Here is a 26,045-nt window from a genome sequence, read left to right as displayed (position 1 = left end):
ATACTGTTGGTATTGTCAGGATACGTGCGTATGCTATAGTCATTAAAACAGTCAATGAACAGGATGCTGAGGGTAACTGGATGATGGAAAATTGAGAGGAGACGCTATTGGAGAGGAATCGATTAAAAAAAATGTGGCAGCTTTACGGGAGTGAGAAGCGGTTTAACTATACTAAAATCCAAGATAGGCTAGGCGACAAGTATACGAGTGTAAAGTTTAAAAACAATGAGCAGATCGTCACACGTGGTGAATTTCCAGAATATATCTATTTTATTCGTAGTGGCGTAGCCGTCGGGATAAGAGAATATGAAGACGGCAGCGAGTATGACTATTTCCAACTTGATGAAACGAATGGCAGCATCGGGCTTCTGGAAACGTTAGCTCAGAAAGAGGAAATCATCGCGACGGTTACTTGCGCCGCTGATGTTGACGCGGTACGTGTTCCATCTGCGACAGTCTATCAATGGATCATGCAGGACTTAGATTTATTAAGGCTAAGCGCAAATCTTTTAGCAGAGGATTTGTATCATCGCTCAGGAAATGATGGTCTTTTTTATCAGCTTGAAGGCGTGGACCGACTCCGCTATTTTCTCGTTGAGTACTATGACAAGCAGGCGGGTACTACGACTGATTTCATTGAGGTGAAGGAAAACCGAGAAAAGATTGGGAATAAGCTGGGTATGAGTGTTCGAACCGTCGGGCGCTCCTTAAAGAAGCTGCGAGACAATCAAGAAATCAGCAGCAGAAACCGTAAAATTTATATCGGGCCGAATGAACGGCAAAGATTACAGGAGCATTTGATCCATATTTGAAAATTGGGTATTTCCGCCACGAAAGGACATGTGACCTTTCGTGGCATTTTCATTTTGATTATACTAAGAAAAAAAGGAAGGAAGCCCTTACAGAGACGGCTTGTTTTCTAAAAAAGGAAAGTAGGAGAAGAAATGAAACGAGGTTTAAGATATGACTTTGGGCTGCAGGCATTGATGCTGATTCCTGTAGGTGTTTCATTGAATGTTGTAGGTTATCAACTGTGTACGATATTAAAGCTTCCAGTTTTTATTGATCAAATTGGTACATATTTGGTAGCAATGGTCGCTGGTCCGTGGGTTGGGTTGATGACAGGGTTTTTAGGAAATGTAGTAAACGGCATGCTGAATCCAGTTGCGATTCCTTATGGTCTAGTTTCTATGAGTATTGGCCTTTTTGCCGGCTTTTTCTCACGCTTTAAATTTTTTAATCATCTAATCGGGATAATCGTGGCTTGCGGAGTATTAACGATCGTTTCTGCTGGGACAGCTGCAGTCGTGACTGTATTTATGTTTGGCGGGATTACAGGAGCAGGGACAGACTTGGTGACCGCGGCCTTTCTAGCGGCTGGCCGTCAGCTATGGGACTCCGTTTTTTCAACAAATATGATTACTGGTACGATCAATACGATCTTGAATTTTGCGATCAGCTTTTTAGTGGTCAAACGTATTCCTCCACGCTTTTTAATTAAACTGAATTATGGCGCACCTTACATTAGCAAGGAGGTCCTGAAGCATGGCTAAATCGATCGATCAATGGTACCCATCAACAAAATTAATGATTGTTCTGACTGTAATCATCATCAGTATGTTCTCGACAGCTAATGTGGTGCAGTATGTATTGTTTGGACTTTCTCTCTTATTGAGCCTCTGTTCGGGGAATATAGGCCGATTTTTAGCTACCTTTTTTAAATCTATTTTTATCATTGTGTTGTTTATTTTTCTAGTTCAGGTATTTATCGTGCAAAACGAGGACAGTCAATCGATCTGGTGGTTTATCGGCTATTCTCAAATCGGGTTGGCCACAAGCATTGGCTTATCCTCACGAATTGTAGCGATCAGCTCCATTATTATCTGGTTCTTTCAGGTCACTAGTGTGAAGGATATCGTTTCAGCGTTAGAAAAAGCTAGGATTCCAAAGAAGGTAACCTTTGTTATTTCTGCGACGATTCAATTGGTTCCTCAAATGAGCAAGCTTTCGCGCACGATCTCAGGTGCGCAGCGGGCACGAGGGATAGAGACAGAAGGCTCTGTTCTTGTTCGTATGAAGGCGTTTATCCCTATGATGGGACCATTAGTATTAACCTCCATCCAGCAAACAGATGAACGCGTATTGACCTTGGAGGCTCGTGGATTTTCTGCGCCAATCCGGAAGACGGCCTATTACTCAGTTAAAAAAACCGCAGTGGATTATATTGTCGTGATTCTTTGTCTCTCAGGATTAATCGCATATTTTGTAGGAGGGCCATTATGAGCATAATTGAACTTGAAAATGTTACGTATCGATACCCATTAGATGCTGAGGCGACGATCAAAAATGTTGACCTATCCATTGAGGCAGGGAAAGTTTATGGATTGATCGGCAGCAATCAATCAGGGAAGACCACACTGTGTAATATCATGCGAGGCTTCATTCCTGCGATGTTTTTAGGAGAGCTGAAGGGCACAGTCGCTTATAAGGGCAAATCTATTCAAGAATACAATATCGGTGCACTGGCTGCTGAGATCGGCTATTCTTCACAAAATCCGTTCACTCAAATCTCTGGAGTAAAGGATACAGTGGAGGAAGAGCTGGCCTACGGGATGGAAAATATTGGTCTATCCGTAGAAGTCATGGGCAAAAAGGTACAGGAATTATTAGCACTCTTCAAGCTAGAGGAGTTAAAAGAAAAGAACCCTTTCGAGCTTTCCGGCGGACAAAAACAACGTGTCGCCTTGGCCTCGATTGTTGCGTTAGATCCGGAGGTAATTCTTCTTGATGAGCCGACTTCACAGCTAGACCCACAAAGTACGGAAGAAGTTTTTGAAATTATCGCCAAACTAAAAAAACAAGGAAAGACGATCGTCGTGATTGAACATAAGGTGGATCTATTAGCCGAGTATTGTGATGAAATTATTCTATTAGAAGAGGGACAAGTCATAAAGCATGGGACCGCCCACCAGGTTTTAAGCGATCCTGACATTTTAATACACGGTGGTTCCTTGCCGCAGGTAGCGCTGTTCTATTTAAAGCAGCTAAAGCAAACAGACGCTGTGCCAATTACGATGGCTGAAGCAATCAGAAAACTAAAAGGAGGCGCCGTATCATGAATGTCTTAACCTTAGAAAATGTCAGCTTTACCTATCCCAATGGCTTTGAGGCAGTCCAGAACATCTCGGCGGACTTTCAATTAGGAGAATCTGTGGCTATCATAGGACAAAATGGTGCTGGTAAAACAACAACGGTCAAATTAATGAACGGTCTATTGCGACCAACTAAAGGACGAGTCTTAATTGATGAAAAAGAAACGCACACACTTACTACCGCTCAAATGGCAAAGCACGTCGGCTATGTTTTTCAAAATCCAGACGATCAAATTTTTCAAGAGAGCATTGAAAAGGAAATCGCCTTCGGTCCGAAAAAGCAAAAACTATCTACCTCTATTGTTAAAGAGCGGGTGGAGGAAGCAGCCGAGTTATGCGGCTTAACAGAAGTCCTGAAGGAACACCCCTATAATTTACCTTATTCAAAGAGAAAATTTATCACCATTGCCGCGGTTATGGCTATGGACCCTAAGGTTGTGATACTGGATGAACCAACGGCTGGTCAAGACCGCGAATCGACAGAATTGTTAGGTCAACTAATTAAGGAATTAACGGCCAAGAATAAAACTGTTATTACCATCACACATGATATGGAGTTTGTAATTAAGGAATTTCAACGCGTGTTAGTTTTTGCCCAGAAGCAATTACAAAAAGAAGGAACACCGAGAGAAATTTTTTGGGATGAAAAAATCCTAAGGGTCAGTGCCTTAAAGCAGCCATATATTTGTCAATTAGCGAAAGCGTTGGGCTTTGAAGGCATCATGACGATGGATGAACTAGGAAAGAAGGTTACCACATGAAAAATCTTCTGATTGACTGCGATCCAGGTCATGACGATGCGCTGGCGCTCATTGCCGCTCTAGCGAATCCAGAGCATTTTACTGTGTTGGGAATCACTACGATCGGCGGCAATCAAACGCTGAAGAAGGTCACAGATAACGCGAAAAATGTTTTAAGCTTTTTAAATGTTGAGGTTCCTTTGGCATCAGGACAAGCAGGTCCTTTAGTTAAGGCACTCCAGACTGCCCCTGAAGCTCACGGGGCTTCTGGAATGGATGGGCCCTATTTTGATGGTGCGGATTACCCGATCTGTTCAACCAACGGTGTTCAGTTTTTAGCGGAGACGATTCTAAAAACCAATGAACCTGTTACATTGGTTGCCCTAGGTCCCTTGACCAATATCGCCTTGCTCATCAAAAATTACCCCGAGGTCCTTCCTCTGGTTGAAGAAATATCTTTGATGGGGGGCGGGCTTCATCACGGCAATCAAACACCGCTAGCCGAATTTAATATTTACGTTGATCCAGATGCCGCGGAGATTGTTTTTCAAAGCGGTATCCCAATTATCATGTCTGGTTTAGACGTGACGGAAAAGGCTGAGATCACCGTTACTGAGATTGAACAGCTTAAGAATAAAGGAAAAGTCAGTCACTTAGCGTATGAGCTGTTGTCCTTTTATAACCAGTCGGGTCGTCAATTCGGCTTTTTAGACTCTCCGATTCATGATCTATGCGCGATAGTCTATCTATTAAAACCAGAGATCTTCGAAGGAAGCTTCGCAGATATTCATGTCATTACAGATGAGTCTCCCGCGCGGGGATTGACCTATGGTGATTTTCGAAGAATTGCTTCAGCTGATAAGAACACATTCGTTTTAAAAGAAGTACATCGTGAAAAATTTGTTGAGGTATTGAAGAACGCTTTAGCATGGTTTGATAGCCAAGGGCAATAAACCAAGTTTTAATGCAAATTTGAAGACAGATCCCCCTGCACTCGCCAATTATGGTGGGTGTTTTTTTCTCCATGAAGGAAATTCCTCATTTCAAAAACACTCAAAACAATGCAGTTCGATTTCCATTTGTTAAGGGCAATCGAGGCTCAAAATTCAAGGTTCGGTATAGGTTGGAGGGCTATAGTAATAGCAGTATCGAACGAAAAAAGGAGCCATAAAATGAACGAAATAGTTTTAAAAACAAATAAGCTTGTTAAAGAGTATTCAGGCCGCAGGGCGGTAAATAACCTGTCAATGACATTGAACAGGGGAGAAATCTATGGCTTCATCGGGCAGAACGGCGCGGGGAAAACGACCTTATTGCGACTGGTCACCGCATTAATCCAGCCTACGAGCGGAAGTATCGAACTTTTTGGCAGCAGTGAAAAAAATGAGTTGATTTCAGCCCGCAAACGAATCGGTTCCATGATCGAGACACCCGCCTTTTTTCCGAAGCTGACGGCTCGAGAAAACCTCGAGTATTACCGTATTCAACGAGGGAGTTCTGAAGAACAGGAAATTGAACGGGTATTGCAGCAGGTGAATCTAAGCGACACTGGCGACAAACCGTTTCATCAGTTTTCTCTTGGGATGAAGCAGCGGCTTGGGTTGGCTCTAGCGATCATGGGTGAGCCGGAGCTGCTGATTTTGGATGAACCCATTAATGGCTTAGATCCAACTGGTATGATCGAATTCCGTGACATTATTCATGGATTAAATCAGGAACACGGCATTACGATTTTGCTCTCAAGTCACATCCTTTCTGAGCTGACACAGGTCGCGACTCACTATGGTGTGATTCACCATGGACAACTTTTAAAAGAGTTTACCTCAAAAGAACTAGAAAAAAAATACGCAAGGACACCTCTCCATGAGGGTAGATAATGCTGATAAATCAAGGATTATCCTTCAATCAATGATCAAAAAAGATAGATTTGAAGTTTACCCTAAAAACGAAATTCGATTGTTTGACTATATGAACGACTTGCCGGCAGCCCTAGAACAGTTGAGTAAGAATGGGATAAAAATCTATTCTACTAATGAAGTAAAAATCAACTTGGAGGATTATTTCATCCAAATTATCGAAGGGAGAGATTAAAGAGATGGATTTGAAAAATATAATCCGAGCGGATGTATACCGATTGAAACGGGGATCGGCGGTTCGCAATGTACTACTGGCGGGCATGACGATTATTCTTATTACCGGAATGAATATGCTGAATTCTGGCAGCGGCTTTGGCGGTGTTGGTGTTCAATCTACAGCGAGCGCCGCTCGATCACTCCCAGCAAACGGTGGTGCCTTTGTTCAACAGATGCGTGACGATGGTCTATTCCCGTTCTTCATCTTAACCTTCGCGGTAGCGATTTTAGGTGCGGATTATTCAGCCGGCACGATTCGAAACAGCTTGTCTTATTTTGTTGATCGGAAGCAGGTATACCTTGCAAAATGCATCACAGGAGTTCTCTGCTGTTTTACCTACACGGTCTGCTGCTTATTTGTTAGTGCGGTCGCAGGGATCATTCTATTTGGCTTTGGCGGTTTTACTTTTGGTCTATTACTAAGAATGATGATTCAAATAGTTTTGTCTGTCCCACTTTATATTGGGATGATCGCCATTGGATACCTTCTCTTGGTTTTCTCCAAAAAGACGAGTATTACTATAGCTGCTTATCTAATTGGCTTGATCGTCTTTCCATCCGTCACTTATCAACTCTATCAGCTGTTTCCAAAAGCTGAATGGTTGAAGCTATGCGACCCGCTATCGTCCTTTTCAATGATGGCGAGATTTTGGGATTTTCCGTTTCTTTATGTAGGGTTGGTGCTGTTATTCTGGATGGTCTTAGACGGGCTTATTTTGTATCTTGGCCTACGGAGCTATTCAAAATCAGATATTACCTAATATCCGAGAAATTTCCATTTGCTGATTGTCTCAAAAGTCAACAGTGAATGTTTCATATAGAAAATGAGTTGGTATAGAATTTTGTGTTAAGAAGCCGAGTGAAGTTGGGATATCCCGTCTTCATTCGGTTTTTTAACTATTCTATTTTAGAAAGAACAAGCTTCAAATGGCATACTCGGTTCATGCTTCCAGCATGATTGAAGAATGGAATAATAGATGACAAAAACGGAAAAACATCGCTTCTTTTTACTATTCTCTGCCTAACTCTCAGCAGTATTTTCTATTACTTGATTATCGATAAGAACGTGCTTGATGCTAGCCCCTTCCTCATGTGGTGTCCTGGTGTTGCCGCAATTGATCTATCACCGAGGAGAAAAGACGCTGATGATCAGAAAAGTACGAATAAAGTACTTGCTCTATGCTCTTTTATTACCGCTGATATATTGGGGGATTTCTTATTCGATCTATGCATTGATTTATGGCAGCTCTGTCCTCGGTGAGAACATGCTGTTCAAGCTTCTGAAGCGACCGCAGCTGTTTTTTATTATTAACCTATCTTTTCACAGGATTAGGTGAAGAAATTGACTGTTGGGGGTAAATGATGCCTAAACTAAATGCGCTCTATGGATTCGAGAAAGGAACAGTAATTTGCGGCATTCTCTAGTTCCTCTGGTATCTCCCAGTCTTCTTAGCTAGCGACGTTTCGGCGATCCCTTTATGGTACCAGCTGCAAACCCTATTCATCCTAATTATGGCTTTAGCGTATCCAATGGCTGCTGTAATGCTGCGCTCAGGAAGTGTTTGACCAGCGGCCGTTTCTTGTTGGGGAAACAGGGATTATTTCTGTGATGGTATTAGTCGTTGTTGCATAGATACTTTCTAAAAACTATTTACAAACAGAAAAACTTGCTATCGAAAACGACTAACCAATATCTTTATCCTCACGAAGTTTTTTAGAAGACTGTTCGACGAAAAAAATGGAGGGTTCCATTCTGCTATAATAATTGCATATCAGTGATTTAAGAGAGGAAAGAGACGATGACGAACTCTAAGCAGGTTTATCTCCGATTAATAAACAAAACCGAAGATTACATCGAGGGTCATCTCAAGGAAACGATTACGTTAAGTGATCTGGCGAAAAATGCTCATTTGTCCGACTTTCATTTTCATCGAATCTTTAAACAGTATTCCTCTGAGACCGTCAATGAATTCGTTACGAGGTTCAAGCTAGAGCGTGCTGCAATTTTTTTACGCGTCAATCCGAAGTTGTCGATAACGACGATTGCGATGGAATATGGCTATACAGATTCCAGTTCCTTTAGCCGCTCGTTTAAAAGACAATTTGGTGTCAGTCCTATGAACTATCGAAAACAGCAAGAATTGCCAAGAAATCCTGATTGGTTCATGGAATAATCAATCTTGTAAAAGGAAAAAACAAGGAGGAGATTCCATGATTGAACCAATTGCTATCACCACAGAGGAATTATCGAATCAAAGAATCATCTATATTCGCTTTCGAGGCAGTTATGGAGAATTCAGAAAACAAAGCGGGAAGCTGTTTAAGGAGTTGTTTGACTTCGCAACTAAGAATGACTTGATCGTTCAAAACGAAACCAAGGTGTTAACGATGTACGATGACAATCCTTTTATCACCCAGGAAAAGAAGTTGCGCACCAGTGTCGCGATGACCATTCCGCAAGAGGCACAAGTAATTGAAAGCGGAAATGTGTGTGAGTCTAGCATTTCAGGGAAATTTGGCGTTGGACACTTTGAGATGAACGCCAAGCAGTACGGCGAGGCCTGGCAGTACATGTATCAAGAGTGGCTGTTTAAAGACAAAGCCAAGTCCCGCGATGCCGTCCCATTTGAACTATATGTAACAGAACCACCGAAAAATATGAAGGATACTAGTTTGACGGATATTTATATTCCGATTGTTTAGCGTTTGATAGGAAGAGGCAGCCTGTGGTCGTTGGATCAGTGGCTGTTTTGTTTGGTAGAATTATGGAGGAAAATCGAGACGAAATTCAAATATTTGTAGCAGAAGATTTATCGTTGGGATATTAAAAAAGTGATATGAATACTACTAGTACTTAATGAATGTTATGGCAGCAAATAGGCCAGTCAAATGTTGGCAGAACTGTTAAAAAATATATATTAGCATACGTACAAAGAAGGGGCATTCGAGAAGAATGTGTCTTTTTTTGCATGTCGATTATCAGAATGCCATTCTTTTATTTCTAAGTCATTTCGATTTCAAGATATGGAAAGATGGGAAGTTTTTTGGAGGTAAACAGATTTTTGCATACTGTTTTTTTATTCTATCTTTAGTGCAGAATAAACGTTAATAAGAGTGAGATTTTTAATTCTTTCACACCTGTCTGTTTATTATTTGTAAGACATTGAAACAAAAGATGAATTCAATAAATATTGAATAGCGAAAGCGCTGACAGTATATTTTGATTAGGAGCTGAGGAAAATGATTGATAGTCAAGATTTAGAAATTCTTCATGAGATTGCTTTTAGAAATCGAAGGGAAACCGCCGAATTAGAAAGCAAATTTTTACTTACACGAAGGCAGATTACGTATTCGATCAAAAAAATCAATGATTTACTTTCTGAAAGTGAAGAGTTGATTAAAGTCAGTGGCAACGAGCTGAGGATTAACGGTCAGGCCGAAAAACATCTGCAAAATTATTTGCTAAAAATGGAATTTTTTTCGGATGTTTATCACTCAAAAGAAAATCGTCGGTTGATGATTCTCTTAACCTTATCTTGTTCATTGGAATATCTTTCGATTGATCATTTGATTCTAATGTTGGATAGTAGCCGGTCTACAGTTGTTGGTGATTTAAAGGAGGTGAAACAGCAGCTTCGAAGGAATGATATTAATGTCGAATACACTCGAGTTAGAGGGTATTATTTATCCGGTGATGAGGCAAATATTCGCTACATGGTAATGAAAACAATAATTACCTTTTTGCATCAGGACAATGGAGAGCTTTTTTTGGAAAGCTATTTGAAAAAGCAGTTTAGCATTGATTACTCAAAATTTGAAAGTAAGATTTTAGCTGCGAGTAAGCAACATCAAATTTCTTTTTTTGAGAATAAATTTAAGGAGTTTACGTATTGTTTTATTTTATTAATCCAACGCTTCAAAAAGAAAGGCTTCCAAAGAATAAATAGTGATTTTATTGATAAGCAGTCAAATGAATATCAGTTTAGTCTGAATATCTGCGAATATTTTGACATTGAACGAATAGAAAATATCTATTATATCGCTGCATGGATTTTAGGATTATCCACTGGAAATATCCATAGTGCTACTTCTGACCGTTCAATGATCAAGAAGATTGTTCAGCGATTGATTGCGCGTTTTGAGAGCTTATCTGGTATTAGATTTTTGGACAGGGAAGCGGTAACTCGCAGATTGTATGAACATTTTAGACCAACCTACTATCGATTATTTTATCATTTACCAATTATTAATCCGTTGACACCAAAAATAAAAAAAGAATATTCAGAAACCTATGCTCTCGTGAATGAGGCAATTAGGCCGCTCCAGCCATTGTTTAAGCGAGAACTACCTGCAGATGAAATTGCATTTTTGACGGTTCATTTTGCTGCTGCTGCATTTGAGGAACAAGAGGAGCAAGTGAAGAGAAATCGAGGGTTAATTTTATGTCCTAATGGAATTGGCACTTCGATCATTTTGCAAAAAGAGCTCGAATCGCTCTTTCCGAGTATCGAATTCTTTGTTCAAGATTACCATAAAGAACTACAAACAGATCATTTCGATATTGTTTTTACCACAACGATTACCCCAAATATCTTAAGTATTAGTATTCCCTTTATTGTGGTGAATCCAATCATGACAGCAAAGGAAAAGTTTGAGCTGATTGGGCGTGTGTACGGACTATTGAACGATGAATCATTACTAGATCCCATACTAGCAGATGCTCTAAAGGTTGTTAAAAAACACGTTACTAATGAGCAATATGAAAAAATTGAAAATGAGTTGCTGATTCTGGCAGATACAAATCATTCTAAAATTGTTATTGAAGAAGGAGGTGAATATCCGTTGTTAAGTGAAATTACGAATAAGAACTTGGTGAAATTGCAAGTCGAAGCTGCCGATTGGGAAGAGGCTATTCGTAACTCTACAGATGTTTTAGTCAGTACGGGAGTTGCAGAACCTAGCTATATAGATGGAATGATTCAAACCACAAAAGAAACAGGACCTTATATCGTCATTACAAAACATGTTGCACTGCCTCATGCTCGTCCTGAATCTGGAGCAAAAAAAATCGGTATAAGCATTGCAACGTTAAAGACACCAGTCGTTTTCGGTAACAAAGAGAATGATCCCGTGAAATACATTTTTGGGTTAAGTGCATTGGATAATCAAACTCATTTGACTGCTATGTCTGAATTGGCCGAATTATTGGATCAAGAAGCTTTTTATCAAATATTGGATAATGCCGAAAAACCAGAGGAAGTTATTGATTTCATCACAAACTTTGAGAAAGAGAGGATGCAAAAATGATAAAGAAAGCACTTATTGCCTGCCGAACAGGAATGGGTTCCAGTATGATGTTGAAAATCAAAGTGGATCAAGTCGTGCGAGCACACCAGTTTCCGTTGGAGGTCCAACATAGCACATTGGATGATGTAAAAAGTTTTAAGGGAGACCTGCTGATTACAATGGTAGATGTTGCGGATGAGCTGAAAGGTCAGGTGCCTTACATCATTGGGATTAATAATCTGATGGACAAAAAAGAGATTGAAACAAAATTACAGGCTTTTTTTGACAGTCAAAATTAATATGAAGGAGGAAAAACAATGGGAATCTTAAAGGTAGTGGTGTTTGATTTACTATCTTCAGCACCTATTTTAGTTGGTATTATTGCCTTAACAGGGCTGTTACTGCAAAAACAGCCAGCAGATAAAGTGATTTCAGGAACCTTAAAAACGATTGTTGGCTTCTTAGTTTTTGGAGTTGGGTCGGCAGCGGCAGTTACCTCTTTGGATAGTTTTCAGGCACTATTTGCAGAAGGGTTCGGCTTAAAAGGTGTTTTACCATTAGCCGAAGCGGTAACAGCGCTGGCGCAGGACAAATTCGGTACGACTGTCTCGCTGGTTATGTTGATCGGGTTTTTGTGTAATTTGCTGGTAGCGAAATTTACGCCGTTAAAATATATCTTCTTAACAGGACAGCACAATCTATATTTGGCGGCGTTGCTAACCATCATGTTCAAGTCTTTAGGGATGAACAACTCACTGACAATCGGTTTTGGAGGAATTATTTTAGGTATCTGTGCCGGGTTGTTTCCTGCAATCGCTCAGCCGTACATGCGAAAAGTTACAGGCGATGACGAGCTGGCAATGGGGCATTATGTAACAGTCGGTTATGCGATTTCAGGTTGGATTGGCTCGAAAGTCGGTAAACCGGAGGATAGCACGGAGAATCTGAAATTACCGGGCTGGTTAACCATGTTTAAGGATTATGTCGTAGGGGTTTCCATCACGATGATCATCTTCTTTTATATTGCAGCGATCGCAGCTGGAAAAGGAGCCGTTGAAGAGTTATCTGGCGGGGTGAATTGGTTAGTTTATCCATTGTTTCAAGGCTTAGGCTTTTCAGCAGCTCTGTATGTAATCATAACCGGAGTACGACTGTTACTGGGAGAGATCGTCAGCGCGTTTGTTGGAATTTCAGAAAAGCTAATTCCTAACGCAAGGCCAGCTTTAGATTGTCCGGTAGTCTTTCCATTTGCTCCAACTGCGACTGTCATTGGTTTTCTGGCAGCTTATGCAGGTGGGCTAGTTACCATGATCATTATGGGACTGATTGGAACAATTGTGATTATCCCGGTAGCAGTACCTTATTTCTTCATTGGTGCAACCGCTGGTGTATTCGGAAATGCCACTGGCGGCTGGAAAGGCTGCGTGGTTGGTTCCTTTGTGGTGGGTATCTTGATTGCTGTTGGCCCAGCATTAATCTACCCAATTATGGAAAATATCGGCTTAACTGGTACATCTTTCCCAGAAACAGACTTTAATATTGTAGGGCTACTCATTTATTATATCCGACAATTATTACAAAGTATATTTTAAATAAAGAATTTGTTGGAGGAATTACTAATGAATACTATTGATAAAAAATCAATCGCGACAATACGGAACTTGACGGTAGATAGTGTCGAAAATGCAAACCATGGTCATATGGGAGCCCCCTTAGGAGCAGCGCCGATGGGTTACGAGTTGTTCCGCTATCATTTAAAGCACAACCCTAATAATCCTCATTGGTTCAATAGAGATCGCTTTGTATTGACTTCTGGTCACGGCTCGATGCTGCTCTATTCATTACTTCATTTATCTGGTTATGAATTATCAATGGAAGATATCAAACAATTTCGTAAATTAAACAGTAAAACGCCAGGGCATCCCGAAGTATTTCATACACCAGGTGTAGAAGCGACTACAGGTCCATTAGGGCAAGGGTTTTCGATGACAGTCGGACTGGCGATTGCTGAGGCCCATTTACGTGAGCGGTTTAATCGAGAACAATACCAGCTGATTGATCATTTCACTTATACGATTTGTGGTGATGGCGATTTAGAGGAAGGTGTGGCGTTAGAATCTGCTGCGATCGCTGGGAAATTAGGTCTAGACAAGCTGATTGTTCTTTATGATTCAAATGACATTACTTCAGATGGACCGTTAAGCTGTTCTTCTCATGAAGACATCCATCAAAAATTTGCAGCAATGAATTGGCAGACCCTGTTAGTAAGGGATGGAAATAACACCGATGAAGTTGCTGAAGCAATTAAACAAGCGCAAGCAGAAACAGGTAAACCAACTTTAATTGAAGTGAAGAATATCATCGGGTTCGGCTCTAGTTTACAGGGGACAGAGAAAATTCATAGTAATCCAGTGGGAGCGGAAGAAGCGAAGAAAATTAAGGCAGCGATTGGTTGGGAGTACGATGAATTTTTTATTCCGGAAGAGGTAAAAGAAAACTTTGATCAGATTATCACTGAAGGTGAGAAGCAAGAACGAGCATGGAACCAAAGCTTTGACGACTATAAAAAGGCGTATCCAGTAGAAGCAACTGAATTGATAAAAATGATTGAAGGAAAAACGGAGCTTCGTTCAGAAAGATTGCAATTTTTTACTGAAGAAAAGATGGCGACACGTACAGCCAGCGGTAAAATGTTGAATCGTATTTATCAGGATTTGCCGTATTTTGTAGGAGGCTCTGCGGACTTAGCGTCTTCAAATAAAACAACTATCGAAGGTCGGCCGTTTATGGATGAAGTGAACCATGAAGGACCAAACATTCACTTTGGCGTTCGAGAATTTGCGATGGCGTCAATATGTAATGGAATCACTTTGCACGGAGGATTGCGAGGCTATTGTGGAACATTCCTAGTATTCTCAGATTACATGCGTTCAGCCATTCGTCACTCCGCCTTAATGGGCGTACCGGTGACTTATATCATGACGCACGACAGTCTGCAAGTCGGACAGGATGGACCGACACATCAGCCAGTAGAACACCTTGCATCACTAAGAGCTATGCCAAATCTTGTCGTATATCGTCCGGCAGAAGCGAATGAAACAATCGTTGCTTGGAAGTTAGCTGTGGAATCCAAAAACAGACCATTCCTTATTGCTCTAGGTCGTCACGATGTTCCTGCCATTGCTGATGTGAAGATCGAAGGAGCTGAAAGAGGCGGGTATATCCTTTCAAAAGATTCGGATACCGCGGATATTATCTTAATCGCGACTGGTTCTGAAGTAGAGATGGCTTTGAAGGCAAAAGAACAATTGAATCAGTATACGGTCAACGTTGTTTCTCTTCCTAGCTGGGAATTGTTCGATGCTCAAAGTCAAGAATATAAAGACTCAGTCTTGCCGCCATCAATCGACAATAAGTTGTCCATCGAGTTAGGATCTACTTTAGGCTGGTCAAAATATGTAGGAGCTAAAGGGAAATCAATTGGGGTCGAACAATTCGGTAAATCGGGTCCTGCTAATGAGTTATTGGCAGAGTATGATTTTACGGTAGAGCGAATTGTCAAAGAAGCGTTGAAATTAATGGAACAAAATAAGTAGGCTAAAAATAACCCGTGTAACTATCATGCATTGATAGTTGCACGGGGTTTCTTTTTCATTGCTCACGGTTTGACTAGTTTGCTACCTAATTATTGGATTGGTTTTTGGTTTTCAAAAAATTAGTAGGAAGTAAATATATTTTTAGAAATGGTGAACACTAGTGAATATCGATGAATTTGCTCTACAGGACTCGATCAAAACAGGTGATTTCTTTTGCAAGCAAGATACATATGATATAGTAAGCCTGTAATTTCGTATCAGGATCTCAGTTCTACTTCCGGCTTTAGCGGGTTTAGTAGAATGACATACGTGGAGAGAATCAGACTCATTTTTCCAGTTTTTGAAAAATGATTACCACAGTACGAACTAGGATCTCAGTTCTACTTCCGGCTTCAGCGGGATTAGTAGAATGACACACGTGGAGAGAATCAGATTCATTTTTCCGTTTTTGAAAAATGATTACGTTAATACGAACTAGGAGTGGAACTATGCAAACCTTAAAAGAACGGATCATTGCTGAAAGTAAGCAGCTAGGAATAGATAAAATTGGTTTTACAACCGCCGAGCCCTTCGATTATTTGGAGGAATCATTGATTGAGCAGCGCTCGTTGGGACATACTTCTGGTTTTGAACATCAAAATATTAAAGAACGGCTGTATCCAGAAGAAACCTTTGAAGACCCCAAAAGTATCATCGCGATAGCTCTGGCCTATCCAACCAAAATCCACGAAAAAGTTCCCCGTGATGAAAAACGTGGGCAATTTGCTCGCGCATCGTGGGGAACGGATTATCACTTCATTTTAGAAGAACGACTGAAGAAGCTGATCGCCTTCATTAAAGAACAGGCTGAAACGGAACAGGTTCAAGCTGAGTGGCGCTTTGCTCCACAGGTTGATACAGGTGAATTGGTGGATGTCGCAGTCGCGCAACGAGCGGGTCTGGGTTTTATCGGGCGCAACGGCCTGTTGATCACAGAAGAATATGGTTCCTTCGTGTATCTTGGCGAAATAATCACCAATATTCAGTTCGAGCCAGACCAGCCAGTGTCTAACGGCTGCGGCGATTGTACACGTTGTATTATCGGTTGTCCAACCGGTGCCTTATTAGGAGACGGTCGGATGAATGCGAAAAAATGCCTCTCTTATCAAACACAAACCAAAGGCATGATGCCAGAGCAATATCGAAAGAAAATGCGCAACGTCATTTACGGCTGTGACATCTGTCAGCTTGTCTGTCCATACAACCGTGGCAAAGATTTTCATTTTCACGAAGAAATGGAGCCAAAAGTCGATGAGGTCCATCCTAAACTAGCACCGCTGCTATCCATCTCAAATCGCGAGTTCAAGGAACAATTCGGACACTTAGCCGGCTCTTGGCGCGGGAAAAAACCGCTGCAGCGCAATGCACTGATCGCCTTAGCCAATCTCGGTGGGAAAGAAGCACTCCCAGAAATTAAAGCCTGTCTACAGGACCAGCGGCCAGTCATTCGCGGCACCGCTGTCTGGGCACTAGGTCAGCTGACAAAAAAAGCACCTGAGGAAACGATTAGTCTTTTGCAGGACTTAGAAAAAACCGAAACCGACTCAGAAGTCTTGACTGAGATAGCCAATGTTTTGGAAAGGCTTAGTTGAGGATAAAGATCGAACACGAATCGAAGTGTTCGGTCTTTTTGTTTTGAAGTTTTTTTATAAAAGAAGTCATTTTATTTAAAAATCCCTCGCAATTGGGGTTTTTATTTCCTGAAATCAGCTAGTCCACATCGATTGCCTCGTTGTATAATAATGGCGGGAAAAAATTGTTGGCGTTGAGGAGGATGAAAAGGTGAGAGTAGAGTATCAAAAAACAAAATTATCTTACGGTGGCTATCGACCAGGGCGTGTGATCTGGATCACGCTATTGAACGGACAAAAGGCAGAGAAGTTCAATCTATTGGACCGAGATGGAAACGTTTTATATAGAGTTGAACAAAAAAATGATGGAGATGGAGTGATCGATAATAAGATTACTTATGAATCACTAACGGAAGAACAAAAAGAAGAAATTCAACGAATCCTTGAAAATAATGAACCCCACTATAGTTGGGATAAAGAAGAAATAGAGGAGGCATTGAGGTATTTTGGCTATGAAGTTGCGCGCCTAGATGATTTAGTGAGGTATGCGAGAAAGAGTAATAAGCTTGTGGTTGATTACGACATTTACTCAAGCTATGAAGAAGACGAAGAAGGAAATAAAATCGATGATCTGTCTGAAATAGATTATTATGAAATTGGCTCGATAACGAGAGAGACGATCGAAAATAATTTAGTTCAAAAACTTCTGGAACACAAGGAATGGGATACGATCGAAATGAAGATCATCGAGAATGGGCAGATGGATAGTTATTTGCTGGAATTTGAAGAGCGCGGGGATTGAGGGAAGAAGTAAGTCTCTAATGAAAGGCCTTTTCATGTGATATGCGCCCCCTATATAAGACACTGAAATATATGGTGACTTATATAGGGGGATTTTTGTATGTCCAGAAGAATAACGCCCGAAGAACGATTGGCTTTTGTACAAAAAAGAAAAACCCTAATAGGGCTTTTCATTCATAGGAACCGTAGTATAAGGATCATTGTTTCCAAGCGGAGTAAAAGCAAAGACCGTTTGCCCGCTGTTGTTCATATAAGCATAAATTTTTGTATCATTGCCATTGAAGGGAGTAAAAAACTCAAGACTTGGTTTGCTGTTATCAGCCAGTGAAAGCTTTAACTCAGTCTCGACTTTGACATCCTTCACAGTGCCACTTTCGTTTACTTGAATAGTCGCTGTGGGGATGGTGATTGGCGTGAATGAAGCTGCCATACTCATATGAGCATCTGGTGCATAATTCCCCTTAGGACTGTAGGACATAGTCATATTTTCTCGATTCGCGTAAGTCGTCACTGCAAAACCGTAAAGATCGTTTTCACCTGTGAAAACGGATCCTTTCGGAAATATAACAGCGTAGGATTCAGGTTCTTCAGAGCTAGACGTTGATTCGGAAGTGGAATCACTCATTGTAGAACGATTTTCTGTTGAAGAACTTTCTGCGGTTTCTGCCATTGATGAGGAAGTATTCACAACTTTTATGGAGTTACTTGAACCATCATTTGTAGATGAGCTCGAATTCATCACTTTAGAGGCTACGATGTAAGAGATCAAGCCGATAATGATGACAACTAGGATAATAATTAATTTGGTAAGAGTAGATATTTTCTTAGGTAAGTTATCTTGATTTTTGTTCATTGGATGCGCCCCTGTGATTTTGTGAACTTTATTATATCTGATGATTATTGAAAAAGAAAGGGGAAATGGTGAAAGGTTTGTGGGAAGATGGTGCGAAGAATGATTTTATTGAGACTAAGTTAATAGGCAATAAACAATCCTTTTTAGGTGAATACTATCTAGGAGGGTTTCGCGGATAATAACGTGATTTATGAGATCATTCAGGTTCTAATATCGACCGTTCAGGAATTAACAACCTATTTATAATTAGAAATGTTATTATTAGAAGTGTTTGTAATTAAGGGGGGGAATATATGATAGGCCTGAAAATTTGCGATTGGTTGGAAGAACAATCTTATTGGGAACAGTGTATTGGTGATGCGATTCTCAAAGGTAAATCTTTAAGTAGTGAAGAACTGGATGAAATTTATCAATTGTTAAAAAAAGAATTCAACAGAAAATTTGTTCTTATCATTTGACGATTATTGTAATGACTTGAAATAAGGTATTTATTATGATGGAGGAATAGATTAATTATTTTTAGAAAAGAGGGAATTATGTCGGTAGGGGAAATATTTATTTTGATTGGTTTGATGATGATTCTAATGGTAATTCTAATTTTACTAGTAAAAGCAAAAATTAGTAGTCCGAAGGTTAATAAGTGGTTTTTGTTGTGCATTTTATCAATTCAGGGAATACTGTTTCTTGTATGGCGTATTTTTGAGACGGAACGAAATATCTATTATTTTCTATTTACCCAAACAGCATTAGCGATTTTTTATGTAATAGTGGATAAAGCGTTAAAATTAGAAGATAAGTTTATCGCTACGGAAGAGGATAATTCGAAACCTAATCTAAAAGCGACTGTCAAAACATTTTTTGGAGTTACCATTGTTTCTTTCCGGTGGATTGAAGTGATCATCGCTTTTATTTTCCCATTGGAAATATATGAACGTGTAATCAATATAAAGGGATTTGCTGAACTAACCGATGCGCTTGAAATGGTTATCAGTATTTTTTTATTCTTTCCTATCATTTTTGATACATTTTCCTTTAGCATGAATATAAAGAAGAAATTTGTCTATCTGCTTTTTAGTTTTATTATATTCGTTGGTTTAATGAGTAGCAAGTGGTGGACAGGGATTAGTTTGCTATCAGCAATTATCGGAATGGCCTTGAGTGAAGACTTTTTTAAAAAAAACACGACTCTTTTTCTAAAGGATAAGTTTGATGATTCATTTTTTAAAATCGCGATTCCTTGCACCACGTTAATTATTTATGTTTGCCTAATAGTGGTCCAAGATATTTTACCAAAAGAAAGTGTAATTGGTTTAGTAAATTGTATCAGTCGGTCTGAAGTAGACCCGAAGTCTTTTGGCGGAAAAGTTGCTATTTGTTTGCTATTAGGATTTTTAGAAATCGCATTGTTCAGTATAATATGGCTGATTATACGAAAAACTATCAAACGAAGCAAGGTAATTAATGAGTACTTCAAAAAGCAATTTTTCAATGCAGAAGCGATGATTGGAGAGGCGATTAGAAAAAAAGCTGTTAGAAAAACTGAGTAAAGGAATTACAGAATAATTTATAATTGCTATTGCTAATGAAACATAATTCAGTGATTTAGCTATTTGCTATCTTGAAATCGAAGATAACAAGTAGTTTTTTTGTTTGTATTTTTTCTCTTTATCTATTGATATGTTGAAGATATTTGATTTTTAATGAAGAACATTCTACATGATAAATAAATCATATAGAAAATAGCAAAAGCGTATGCTTTTCAGTTATAATTGAAACTGTTGAAGCTTACGCTGTAACACAACGCAAGTGGAACAACAATAGGATGATTTGATAGTTTTATGGAAGATGCTTAAAAAAGCGGAAGGAAGTAGTGAAGTGGCAGAAGCAAAATTTGAAGCAGCCCTGATTAGTAAGCTGGAAGCTGAAGGGTGGAGTTATCGTAAAGATTTTTCGAATGTGAGTATTAAAAAGCTTGAGGAACATTGGCGAGATATCTTAAACGAAACAAATGCTCATAAACTAAATGGAACACCTTTATCGGACATTGAATTTGGGTTAATTCTTCAAGCCCTGCAACGTATTCAAACTCCTTATGATGCTCAACTTTTATTAGTAGGCGCTGGGGGAATAGGTTCTATCCCAATTACTCGTGATGATGGTTCAAGTTTGGAAGTCGAGATTTTTTATGAAGATGATGTTGCGGGAGGACGTTCTCGTTATGAAGTTGTAAGTCAGATATCATTTACGGATTTACCAAAAGGTTTGACGACTAAACGAATCATTGATATTGCTTTACTTATCAATGGGCTTCCAGTAGCCCATATTGAGGAGAAAGACGAACATTTACAAAATCAATGGAATGCGTTCGAGCAGCTTAAAGGATATCATGGCGATGGGCTCTATAAAGGTCTGTTTTCCTTTGTACAGGTGCAGTTTATTTTGAGTCAACACTCTGCACATTATTTTGCTCGCCCAAATGCATTCGAACACTATAATCAAACTTATGTATTCGGGTGGCGTGATGAAAACAATAAAGACATTACAGATGCTTTTGAATTTGCGCATCAAGTGATGGGGATTCCTGCTTTGCATCGGTTGATAACGGTGAATATGATACCTGATGCTTCGAATGATAATTTAATGGTAATGCGTAGTTATCAAATTCAAGCTACAAGAGAAATCTTGCAGCGAATGAAAGATATGGAAGCCAATGATCTTATTGAAAAAGAGGGCGGCTATATTTGGCATACAACTGGTTCTGGTAAGACGGTGACTTCTTTTAAAGTTGCCCAATTGTTAGCGTCAGCGCCTCGAATTCGGAATGTACTTTTTATTGTGGATCGTGTTGATTTGATTGACCAAACATTGGAAAACTTTAAGGATTTTGCTTATATACATTTTAAGAAACGCATTAAGAAAGTGAATGGACATGAATTAAAGCGAGAACTGAAGCATAAGGGTGCTTCACAAATTCTGTTAATTTCTGTTCAAGGACTAACAAAAGCAGTAAAAAGAGGTCTGGAAAATGATGATTGGAATGTCATTATCATGGATGAAGCCCATCGTAGTGCCAGCGGTGAATCAGTCGGTTTGATAAAGAGAGCTTTCAAAAAGACAACATGGTTTGGTTTTACTGGAACACCAAATTTTTATAGTGATGAAATCAATGATGTAAAAACAACGCGAGATATTTCCACACATGATATTTTCGGAAAAAGACTGCATACCTATACTATCAAGGATGCGATTGGTGATGGTAACGTACTTGGATTCGATGTTACTTACTTCAAACCTCATTGGGTGATTGAACATCCTCAAAATGAAAATGATTTTTCTGAACATGACTATGAGAAGGAAGTTTATCAAAGTGATGTTTATCGTCAACAAGTAGTTCAAGATATTTTGGATAACTGGAAAAAAACTTCTGGTGGGGCATTGATAGCTGGTAGACGTGAAGAAAATGCTTTTCAAGCAATGCTTGCTGTCTCGGGTAAGCAGGCAGTTGCGCATTATTATAATATTTTCAAAGAAAAGGCCCCACATTTAAATGTGGCCATGACCTTTTCTCGGGATGAATCGAATGAACGTGGTACTAAAGAATTAAATGAGATACTGAAAAAGGCTATTTTAGATTATACTCAGAAGTTCAACGTACCAAGTATTTTGAATGCAAAAGATCCGGCACGCGCTTATATGATTGATATCACTAAGCGGTTAGCTCGTAAAAAACCTTACAATCAAGGTAAAGAAGAAGATCGACTGGATTTAGTGATCGTTTCGGATCAACTATTGACGGGCTTTGATTCTAAATATGTCAATATGATCTACATGGATAAGTTGCTTAAAGAAGGCATGCTAATTCAAGCGATGTCTCGGACTAATAGAACATATAACCTTAACAGTAAACCGCATGGGAAAGTACGTTTTTATCGTCAAGGAGATGAAATGAAAGAGTACGTTGAAAATGCACTACGCATTTATACAAGAGGTGGAAATGATACTCTTCAAGAAGCAGAAGACGAGTCGGAAGATGAACGTATCAAGGAATTAAAAGATGACAATATCTTAGCAAAACCACAAAGCGATCAAATAAAAGAGCTGGAAGAAGCTGTTTCTAAACTAAAAGAACTCGCAGGAGAAGACTTTAGTCAAATTCCACTTGGCCAGAAGGCTCTAAAAGAATTTGTACATCTTGCTTTACCTACACAGAATAAGATTCAACGTTTGGTTCAACAAGGTTACGAATTAGGGAGTGAGATTGACGAGTTAGACGAGAAAAATGAACCTACAGGCAAAAAAGTTCGTCTAGATATTTCAAGCATAGAAGAATTTGGTGCTTTGCAAGCTCGATTAAACGATGCTAGAGAGAAAATACCTGAAGATGAACGCCCTGATCTTACAGAAATTAAGATAGGTATTAAGTTTTATGATCATCAAATTATAGATTATGACATGTTAGTGGAACTCTTGAATACATTTATGGATGACAAAAATGAAACAAATAAAGTGGCTATTGAGAAACATATCACGCCAATGGATGAGGAAAGTCGCCAAGAAATCAATGCGATTGTCGTTGATATTGAAGCTGGTGAGATAACGGAGCACTTTACAACCGAGTCATTACAGAATACTCGAAAAAAATATCGTACAGAATACCGTGAGTTAAAAATTCGACGTTGGGCTGCGGATCAACACGTTAATGGAAATAGAATAGTAGAGGCTTTTGATTTATTTTTACCTGGACACACACTCATTGATAATCCACAACTCTCGGAAATCGTACATGCGATTGAGGATGAAGAAGACATTGGTTTCTTTGGTGCATCAGAGTTTGAAGAAGCGTTGATGGAGTTTTTCAACTCACTATAGAAAATTTCAAAAATAATAGGAAGTAGGACAGAAGTAAATGGCACTATCAAGTGAACAAAAAAATAAAATGTGGGCGATGCTCAATCAAACTCGAGGACAGATTGGACTAACAGCCTACAAAGATTATATATTTGGGATTCTGTTTTATAAATATTTATCAGAGAAAGCAACCCATTGGCTAGAAAGTGTGTTACGCGGTGAAACGTGGACAAGTGTTTATACCCAAGACTCTGCAAAAGCTTTAGAATATATGAAAAAGAACCTGGGTTACGCGATTCAACCAGATGATTTTTTTGCCGATTGGAAACAAGCGATTGATACAGACCGTTTTAATATTGGTATGATGACTGATGCATTTGGTCATTTTAACCAACAAATTGCTTTTGAAGCACGTGGTGATTTTGAAGGGATTTTTGATGGGATGCGTTTTGATAGCGCTGATCTGGGAGCAACTGCGCAATCTCGTGCGAGCGTAATGATTTCAATGATTGATTTATTATCTTCTCCAGAATTTGATTTGTCTGGTGATGAAGATACTGTCTCAGATATTTATGAATATTTAGTTCGCCAATTTGCGACAGTTTTGGCCTCAGATATGGGACAATACTACACGCCAAAAGAAATCTCTAACGTGATGGCTCGAATTTTAACTTTTGGAAGAGAGGATGAAGAAAGTTTCCATATTTATGATCCGGCGGTTGGTTCGGGATCCCTATTACTTACTACGGCAAGTTATATGAAGAATTCTAAAAAACGTGGGATGATAAAATATTATGGGCAAGAAAAAGATGCCACTCCTTATCGTTTATCAAGAATGAACTTGATGATGCATGGAGTAGAGTTTAACGATATTAATGTTAATCATGCCGACACACTTGAAAGCGACTGGCCTGATGGTGTTGTAGATGGAAAAGATTCTCCTCGGATGTTCGATGCTGTAATGGCAAATCCACCATATTCAGCTCATTGGAATAACAAAGAACGTGAAGATGATCAACGCTGGCGTGAGTATGGGGTAGCACCTAAAACAAAAGCGGACTATGCTTTCTTGCTACATTGTCTATATCACTTAAAAGATAATGGGCGCATGGCAATTATCTTACCTCATGGTGTACTGTTTCGAGGAGCTGCAGAAGGTCGAATCCGCAAGGCGCTAATTGATAAACATCAAATTGAAACGGTCATTGGATTTCCTGATAAATTATTTTTGAATACCTCTATTCCAGTATGTGTATTGATTCTGAGAAAAAATCGCGTGGAGTCGGATATATTGTTTGTTGATGCAAGTAAGGACTTTGAAAAAGTGAAAAAACAAAATCACTTACGCCCTGAAGATGTTGAGAAAATTGTTAAAACAGTAGTTAACCGCAAGGAGATAGAGAAATATTCTCACATTGCAACATTGGATGAGATTAAAGAGAACGAGTACAACCTAAACATTCCTCGTTATGTTGATACGTTTGAGGAAGATGAGCCCATCGATATTGTTGAAGTTAGCAGTGAAATACAAAAATTGAATGCCGAAATCAAACAAACAGAAACTGATGTTCTAGCTATGTTGGATGAACTCGCGATTACTCCTGAAACGAAGGATATAATTGAAGCGACAAAAGGAGTGTTTAAGCATGACTAAAAACGCTCCAGAATTGCGGTTTGAAGGGTTTACTGACGATTGGGAACTGCGTAAGTTTTATGAAGTATTGGATTATTCTATTTCAAATAATACATTGCCACGTGCAGAATTAAATTATGACAATGGGGTAGTCAAAAACATTCATTATGGTGACATACTAACGAAATTTGAATCTGTAGTTAATATCGCTGAAGATGATATTCCTTATATAACAGATGGAACTCTTGAAAAATATAATAAAAATTTGCTTGAGAATGGAGACATAATTCTTGCAGATACTGCTGAGGATGAAACAACAGGAAAAGCTATTGAAATAGCGGGAATTACAGATAATTTTGTCGTTTCTGGACTCCATACTTTGGTGGCAAGACCAAACATTAAGTTTGCGTCCCACTACCTAGGTTATTATTTGAATTCTTCTTCTTATCACAATCAGTTGATTAAACTGATGCAAGGAATCAAGGTGTTATCAATAAGTAAAAGTAATGTGGCTAAAACAGATATCAAATATCCTCGGAAAATTGACGAGCAAAATAAAATCGGTACCTTCTTCAAACAACTCGACAACTCTATCGCCCTTCATCAGCGTAAACTTGACTTATTAAAGCAGTTGAAGCAGGCTTACTTACAGAAGATGTTTCCTAAAAATGGAGAAAAAGTGCCTGAATTACGGTTTGCGGATTTTGACGAGGAATGGGAACAGTGTAAGTTTATTAATTTGGTAGATGTTCGCTCTGGTCGAGACTATAAGCATTTAGACTCAGGAAATATACCTGTTTATGGTACTGGAGGTTACATGCTAAGTGTTAACCAAGCATTATCATATGATGACAATGCTATCGGAATAGGACGAAAGGGAACAATTGATAAACCATATATTCTCAAAGCTCCTTTCTGGACCGTAGATACTCTATTTTTTGCAATTCCTAAACATGATTCGGATCTGAATTTTATATATTCTATTTTTCAAAAAATAAATTGGAAGGCAAAAGATGAATCTACAGGTGTTCCAAGCCTTTCTAAATCAACAATTAACTCTATTTCAATTTTTATACCAAATAGTAGTGAACAACAGAAAATTGGTTGGTTGTTTAAGGATCTTGACAACATTGTTAATCTTCATAAAGAGAAAATCGCAGCTTTAAAATCTGTTAAGGGCGCTTTATTGATGAAAATGTTCATATAAAGTGATAGAGTTGATCTTCATGATATAATGAAAAAATTGGAATTTGAGTAACCCAAAAATATATTACAAAAAACCGTATCTTCGTCAAATCGTTTTGGTGGAGACAAATCTGAATAAAAATTAGTCCGATATGCGGTGCGAATTGTGCACTGCATACTTTTTTAGGCTCTTCGTCAATGAGTGTTGG

The 26,045-nt window shown here is 39.2% G+C and carries 23 protein-coding genes; 22 read left to right on the top strand and 1 reads right to left on the bottom strand.

Annotated elements, in window-relative coordinates:
• Positions 1 to 107 precede the first annotated feature (107 nt).
• From RV13_RS09715 to RV13_RS21340, 17 genes are all read left to right on the top strand, one after another.
• On the top strand, positions 108 to 812 hold the full coding sequence (locus RV13_RS09715; RefSeq protein ID WP_028020251.1) for a Crp/Fnr family transcriptional regulator: 705 nt from the start codon (positions 108 to 110) through the stop codon (positions 810 to 812).
• A 132-nt stretch (positions 813 to 944) separates the two neighbouring features.
• The gene (locus RV13_RS09710; RefSeq protein ID WP_028020252.1) at positions 945 to 1,553 is read left to right on the top strand and encodes an ECF transporter S component; all 609 of its coding nucleotides are present in this window, start codon (positions 945 to 947) and stop codon (positions 1,551 to 1,553) included.
• On the top strand, positions 1,546 to 2,283 hold the full coding sequence (locus RV13_RS09705; RefSeq protein ID WP_028020253.1) for an energy-coupling factor transporter transmembrane component T: 738 nt from the start codon (positions 1,546 to 1,548) through the stop codon (positions 2,281 to 2,283). Before RV13_RS09710 ends, RV13_RS09705 begins: the two co-directional genes overlap by 8 nt.
• The gene (locus tag RV13_RS09700; protein ID WP_028020254.1) at positions 2,280 to 3,119 is read left to right on the top strand and encodes an energy-coupling factor ABC transporter ATP-binding protein; all 840 of its coding nucleotides are present in this window, start codon (positions 2,280 to 2,282) and stop codon (positions 3,117 to 3,119) included. Before RV13_RS09705 ends, RV13_RS09700 begins: the two co-directional genes overlap by 4 nt.
• The gene (locus RV13_RS09695) at positions 3,116 to 3,913 is read left to right on the top strand and encodes an energy-coupling factor ABC transporter ATP-binding protein (RefSeq protein ID WP_028020255.1); all 798 of its coding nucleotides are present in this window, start codon (positions 3,116 to 3,118) and stop codon (positions 3,911 to 3,913) included. Before RV13_RS09700 ends, RV13_RS09695 begins: the two co-directional genes overlap by 4 nt.
• Entirely contained in the window at positions 3,910 to 4,845 is a 936-nt protein-coding gene (locus tag RV13_RS09690; RefSeq protein ID WP_028020256.1) for a nucleoside hydrolase, read from the top strand. The genes RV13_RS09695 and RV13_RS09690 overlap by 4 nt, the downstream gene beginning before the upstream one ends.
• A gap of 219 nt (positions 4,846 to 5,064) precedes the next feature.
• The gene (locus tag RV13_RS09685) at positions 5,065 to 5,769 is read left to right on the top strand and encodes an ATP-binding cassette domain-containing protein (RefSeq protein WP_249024472.1); all 705 of its coding nucleotides are present in this window, start codon (positions 5,065 to 5,067) and stop codon (positions 5,767 to 5,769) included.
• On the top strand, positions 5,756 to 5,983 hold the full coding sequence (locus tag RV13_RS21345; RefSeq protein WP_249024471.1) for a hypothetical protein: 228 nt from the start codon (positions 5,756 to 5,758) through the stop codon (positions 5,981 to 5,983). Before RV13_RS09685 ends, RV13_RS21345 begins: the two co-directional genes overlap by 14 nt.
• 4 nt (positions 5,984 to 5,987) lie before the next feature.
• On the top strand, positions 5,988 to 6,785 hold the full coding sequence (locus RV13_RS09680; protein ID WP_249024470.1) for an ABC transporter permease subunit: 798 nt from the start codon (positions 5,988 to 5,990) through the stop codon (positions 6,783 to 6,785).
• A 1,038-nt stretch (positions 6,786 to 7,823) separates the two neighbouring features.
• Positions 7,824 to 8,198, top strand: coding sequence for a helix-turn-helix transcriptional regulator (locus tag RV13_RS09675; RefSeq protein WP_010744126.1), 375 nt, complete (start codon positions 7,824 to 7,826; stop codon positions 8,196 to 8,198).
• A gap of 37 nt (positions 8,199 to 8,235) precedes the next feature.
• A complete protein-coding gene (locus RV13_RS09670) occupies positions 8,236 to 8,727 on the top strand; it encodes an AraC family transcriptional regulator (protein WP_028020257.1) in 492 nt (163 codons plus the stop codon).
• Between the two features lie 537 nt (positions 8,728 to 9,264).
• Positions 9,265 to 11,331 (top strand): BglG family transcription antiterminator, encoded by a 2,067-nt coding sequence (locus RV13_RS09665; RefSeq protein ID WP_028020258.1) that lies wholly within the window; start codon positions 9,265 to 9,267, stop codon positions 11,329 to 11,331.
• Positions 11,328 to 11,609: a PTS sugar transporter subunit IIB gene (locus RV13_RS09660; protein ID WP_082718852.1), complete on the top strand. Its 282-nt coding sequence runs from the start codon at positions 11,328 to 11,330 to the stop codon at positions 11,607 to 11,609. Before RV13_RS09665 ends, RV13_RS09660 begins: the two co-directional genes overlap by 4 nt.
• An 18-nt stretch (positions 11,610 to 11,627) precedes the next feature.
• Positions 11,628 to 12,902, top strand: a complete 1,275-nt coding sequence (gene ulaA / locus RV13_RS09655; protein WP_060789206.1) for a PTS ascorbate transporter subunit IIC — start codon at positions 11,628 to 11,630, stop codon at positions 12,900 to 12,902.
• A gap of 27 nt (positions 12,903 to 12,929) precedes the next feature.
• A complete protein-coding gene (tkt, locus tag RV13_RS09650; protein ID WP_028020261.1) occupies positions 12,930 to 14,906 on the top strand; it encodes a transketolase in 1,977 nt (658 codons plus the stop codon).
• 488 nt (positions 14,907 to 15,394) lie between these two features.
• Entirely contained in the window at positions 15,395 to 16,537 is a 1,143-nt protein-coding gene (queG, locus tag RV13_RS09645) for a tRNA epoxyqueuosine(34) reductase QueG (RefSeq protein ID WP_028020262.1), read from the top strand.
• A 190-nt stretch (positions 16,538 to 16,727) separates the two neighbouring features.
• The gene (locus RV13_RS21340; RefSeq protein WP_249024469.1) at positions 16,728 to 17,318 is read left to right on the top strand and encodes a hypothetical protein; all 591 of its coding nucleotides are present in this window, start codon (positions 16,728 to 16,730) and stop codon (positions 17,316 to 17,318) included.
• 156 nt (positions 17,319 to 17,474) lie between these two features.
• Here the strand turns inward: RV13_RS21340 and RV13_RS09630 are convergent, their stop codons facing one another.
• The gene (locus RV13_RS09630) at positions 17,475 to 18,170 is read right to left on the bottom strand and encodes a hypothetical protein (protein ID WP_028020263.1); all 696 of its coding nucleotides are present in this window, start codon (positions 18,168 to 18,170) and stop codon (positions 17,475 to 17,477) included.
• A 293-nt stretch (positions 18,171 to 18,463) separates the two neighbouring features.
• Between RV13_RS09630 and RV13_RS20995 the strand changes: the two genes are divergently transcribed.
• From RV13_RS20995 to RV13_RS21335, 5 genes are all read left to right on the top strand, one after another.
• A complete protein-coding gene (locus RV13_RS20995) occupies positions 18,464 to 18,628 on the top strand; it encodes a hypothetical protein (RefSeq protein WP_156424134.1) in 165 nt (54 codons plus the stop codon).
• 78 nt (positions 18,629 to 18,706) lie between these two features.
• On the top strand, positions 18,707 to 19,717 hold the full coding sequence (locus RV13_RS09625; protein ID WP_028020264.1) for a hypothetical protein: 1,011 nt from the start codon (positions 18,707 to 18,709) through the stop codon (positions 19,715 to 19,717).
• Positions 19,718 to 20,045: 328 nt separating this feature from the next.
• On the top strand, positions 20,046 to 23,039 hold the full coding sequence (locus RV13_RS09620; RefSeq protein ID WP_060789258.1) for a type I restriction endonuclease subunit R: 2,994 nt from the start codon (positions 20,046 to 20,048) through the stop codon (positions 23,037 to 23,039).
• Positions 23,040 to 23,076: 37 nt separating this feature from the next.
• A complete protein-coding gene (locus RV13_RS09615; protein WP_060789205.1) occupies positions 23,077 to 24,672 on the top strand; it encodes a type I restriction-modification system subunit M in 1,596 nt (531 codons plus the stop codon).
• Positions 24,665 to 25,858 (top strand): restriction endonuclease subunit S, encoded by a 1,194-nt coding sequence (locus tag RV13_RS21335; RefSeq protein ID WP_060789204.1) that lies wholly within the window; start codon positions 24,665 to 24,667, stop codon positions 25,856 to 25,858. Before RV13_RS09615 ends, RV13_RS21335 begins: the two co-directional genes overlap by 8 nt.
• The last annotated feature ends 187 nt before the right edge of the window (positions 25,859 to 26,045 follow it).

This window comes from Enterococcus raffinosus, from assembly GCF_001886185.1.
Lineage (GTDB): Bacteria > Bacillota > Bacilli > Lactobacillales > Enterococcaceae > Enterococcus_A > Enterococcus_A raffinosus.
This window is presented reverse-complemented; position numbering and strand designations above follow the sequence as displayed.

Coding starts and splice junctions, on each gene's coding strand:
- ulaA (WP_060789206.1), top strand. CDS start 11,628: ATGGGAATCTTAAAGGTAGTGGTGTTTGATTTACTATCTTCAGCACCT.
- RV13_RS09705 (WP_028020253.1), top strand. CDS start 1,546: ATGGCTAAATCGATCGATCAATGGTACCCATCAACAAAATTAATGATT.
- RV13_RS09690 (WP_028020256.1), top strand. CDS start 3,910: ATGAAAAATCTTCTGATTGACTGCGATCCAGGTCATGACGATGCGCTG.
- RV13_RS09685 (WP_249024472.1), top strand. CDS start 5,065: ATGAACGAAATAGTTTTAAAAACAAATAAGCTTGTTAAAGAGTATTCA.
- tkt (WP_028020261.1), top strand. CDS start 12,930: ATGAATACTATTGATAAAAAATCAATCGCGACAATACGGAACTTGACG.
- queG (WP_028020262.1), top strand. CDS start 15,395: ATGCAAACCTTAAAAGAACGGATCATTGCTGAAAGTAAGCAGCTAGGA.
- RV13_RS09665 (WP_028020258.1), top strand. CDS start 9,265: ATGATTGATAGTCAAGATTTAGAAATTCTTCATGAGATTGCTTTTAGA.
- RV13_RS09625 (WP_028020264.1), top strand. CDS start 18,707: ATGTCGGTAGGGGAAATATTTATTTTGATTGGTTTGATGATGATTCTA.
- RV13_RS09615 (WP_060789205.1), top strand. CDS start 23,077: ATGGCACTATCAAGTGAACAAAAAAATAAAATGTGGGCGATGCTCAAT.
- RV13_RS09700 (WP_028020254.1), top strand. CDS start 2,280: ATGAGCATAATTGAACTTGAAAATGTTACGTATCGATACCCATTAGAT.
- RV13_RS21335 (WP_060789204.1), top strand. CDS start 24,665: ATGACTAAAAACGCTCCAGAATTGCGGTTTGAAGGGTTTACTGACGAT.
- RV13_RS09675 (WP_010744126.1), top strand. CDS start 7,824: ATGACGAACTCTAAGCAGGTTTATCTCCGATTAATAAACAAAACCGAA.
- RV13_RS09660 (WP_082718852.1), top strand. CDS start 11,328: ATGATAAAGAAAGCACTTATTGCCTGCCGAACAGGAATGGGTTCCAGT.
- RV13_RS21345 (WP_249024471.1), top strand. CDS start 5,756: ATGAGGGTAGATAATGCTGATAAATCAAGGATTATCCTTCAATCAATG.
- RV13_RS09630 (WP_028020263.1), bottom strand. CDS start 18,170: ATGAACAAAAATCAAGATAACTTACCTAAGAAAATATCTACTCTTACC.
- RV13_RS09680 (WP_249024470.1), top strand. CDS start 5,988: ATGGATTTGAAAAATATAATCCGAGCGGATGTATACCGATTGAAACGG.
- RV13_RS09670 (WP_028020257.1), top strand. CDS start 8,236: ATGATTGAACCAATTGCTATCACCACAGAGGAATTATCGAATCAAAGA.
- RV13_RS09710 (WP_028020252.1), top strand. CDS start 945: ATGAAACGAGGTTTAAGATATGACTTTGGGCTGCAGGCATTGATGCTG.
- RV13_RS20995 (WP_156424134.1), top strand. CDS start 18,464: ATGATAGGCCTGAAAATTTGCGATTGGTTGGAAGAACAATCTTATTGG.
- RV13_RS09695 (WP_028020255.1), top strand. CDS start 3,116: ATGAATGTCTTAACCTTAGAAAATGTCAGCTTTACCTATCCCAATGGC.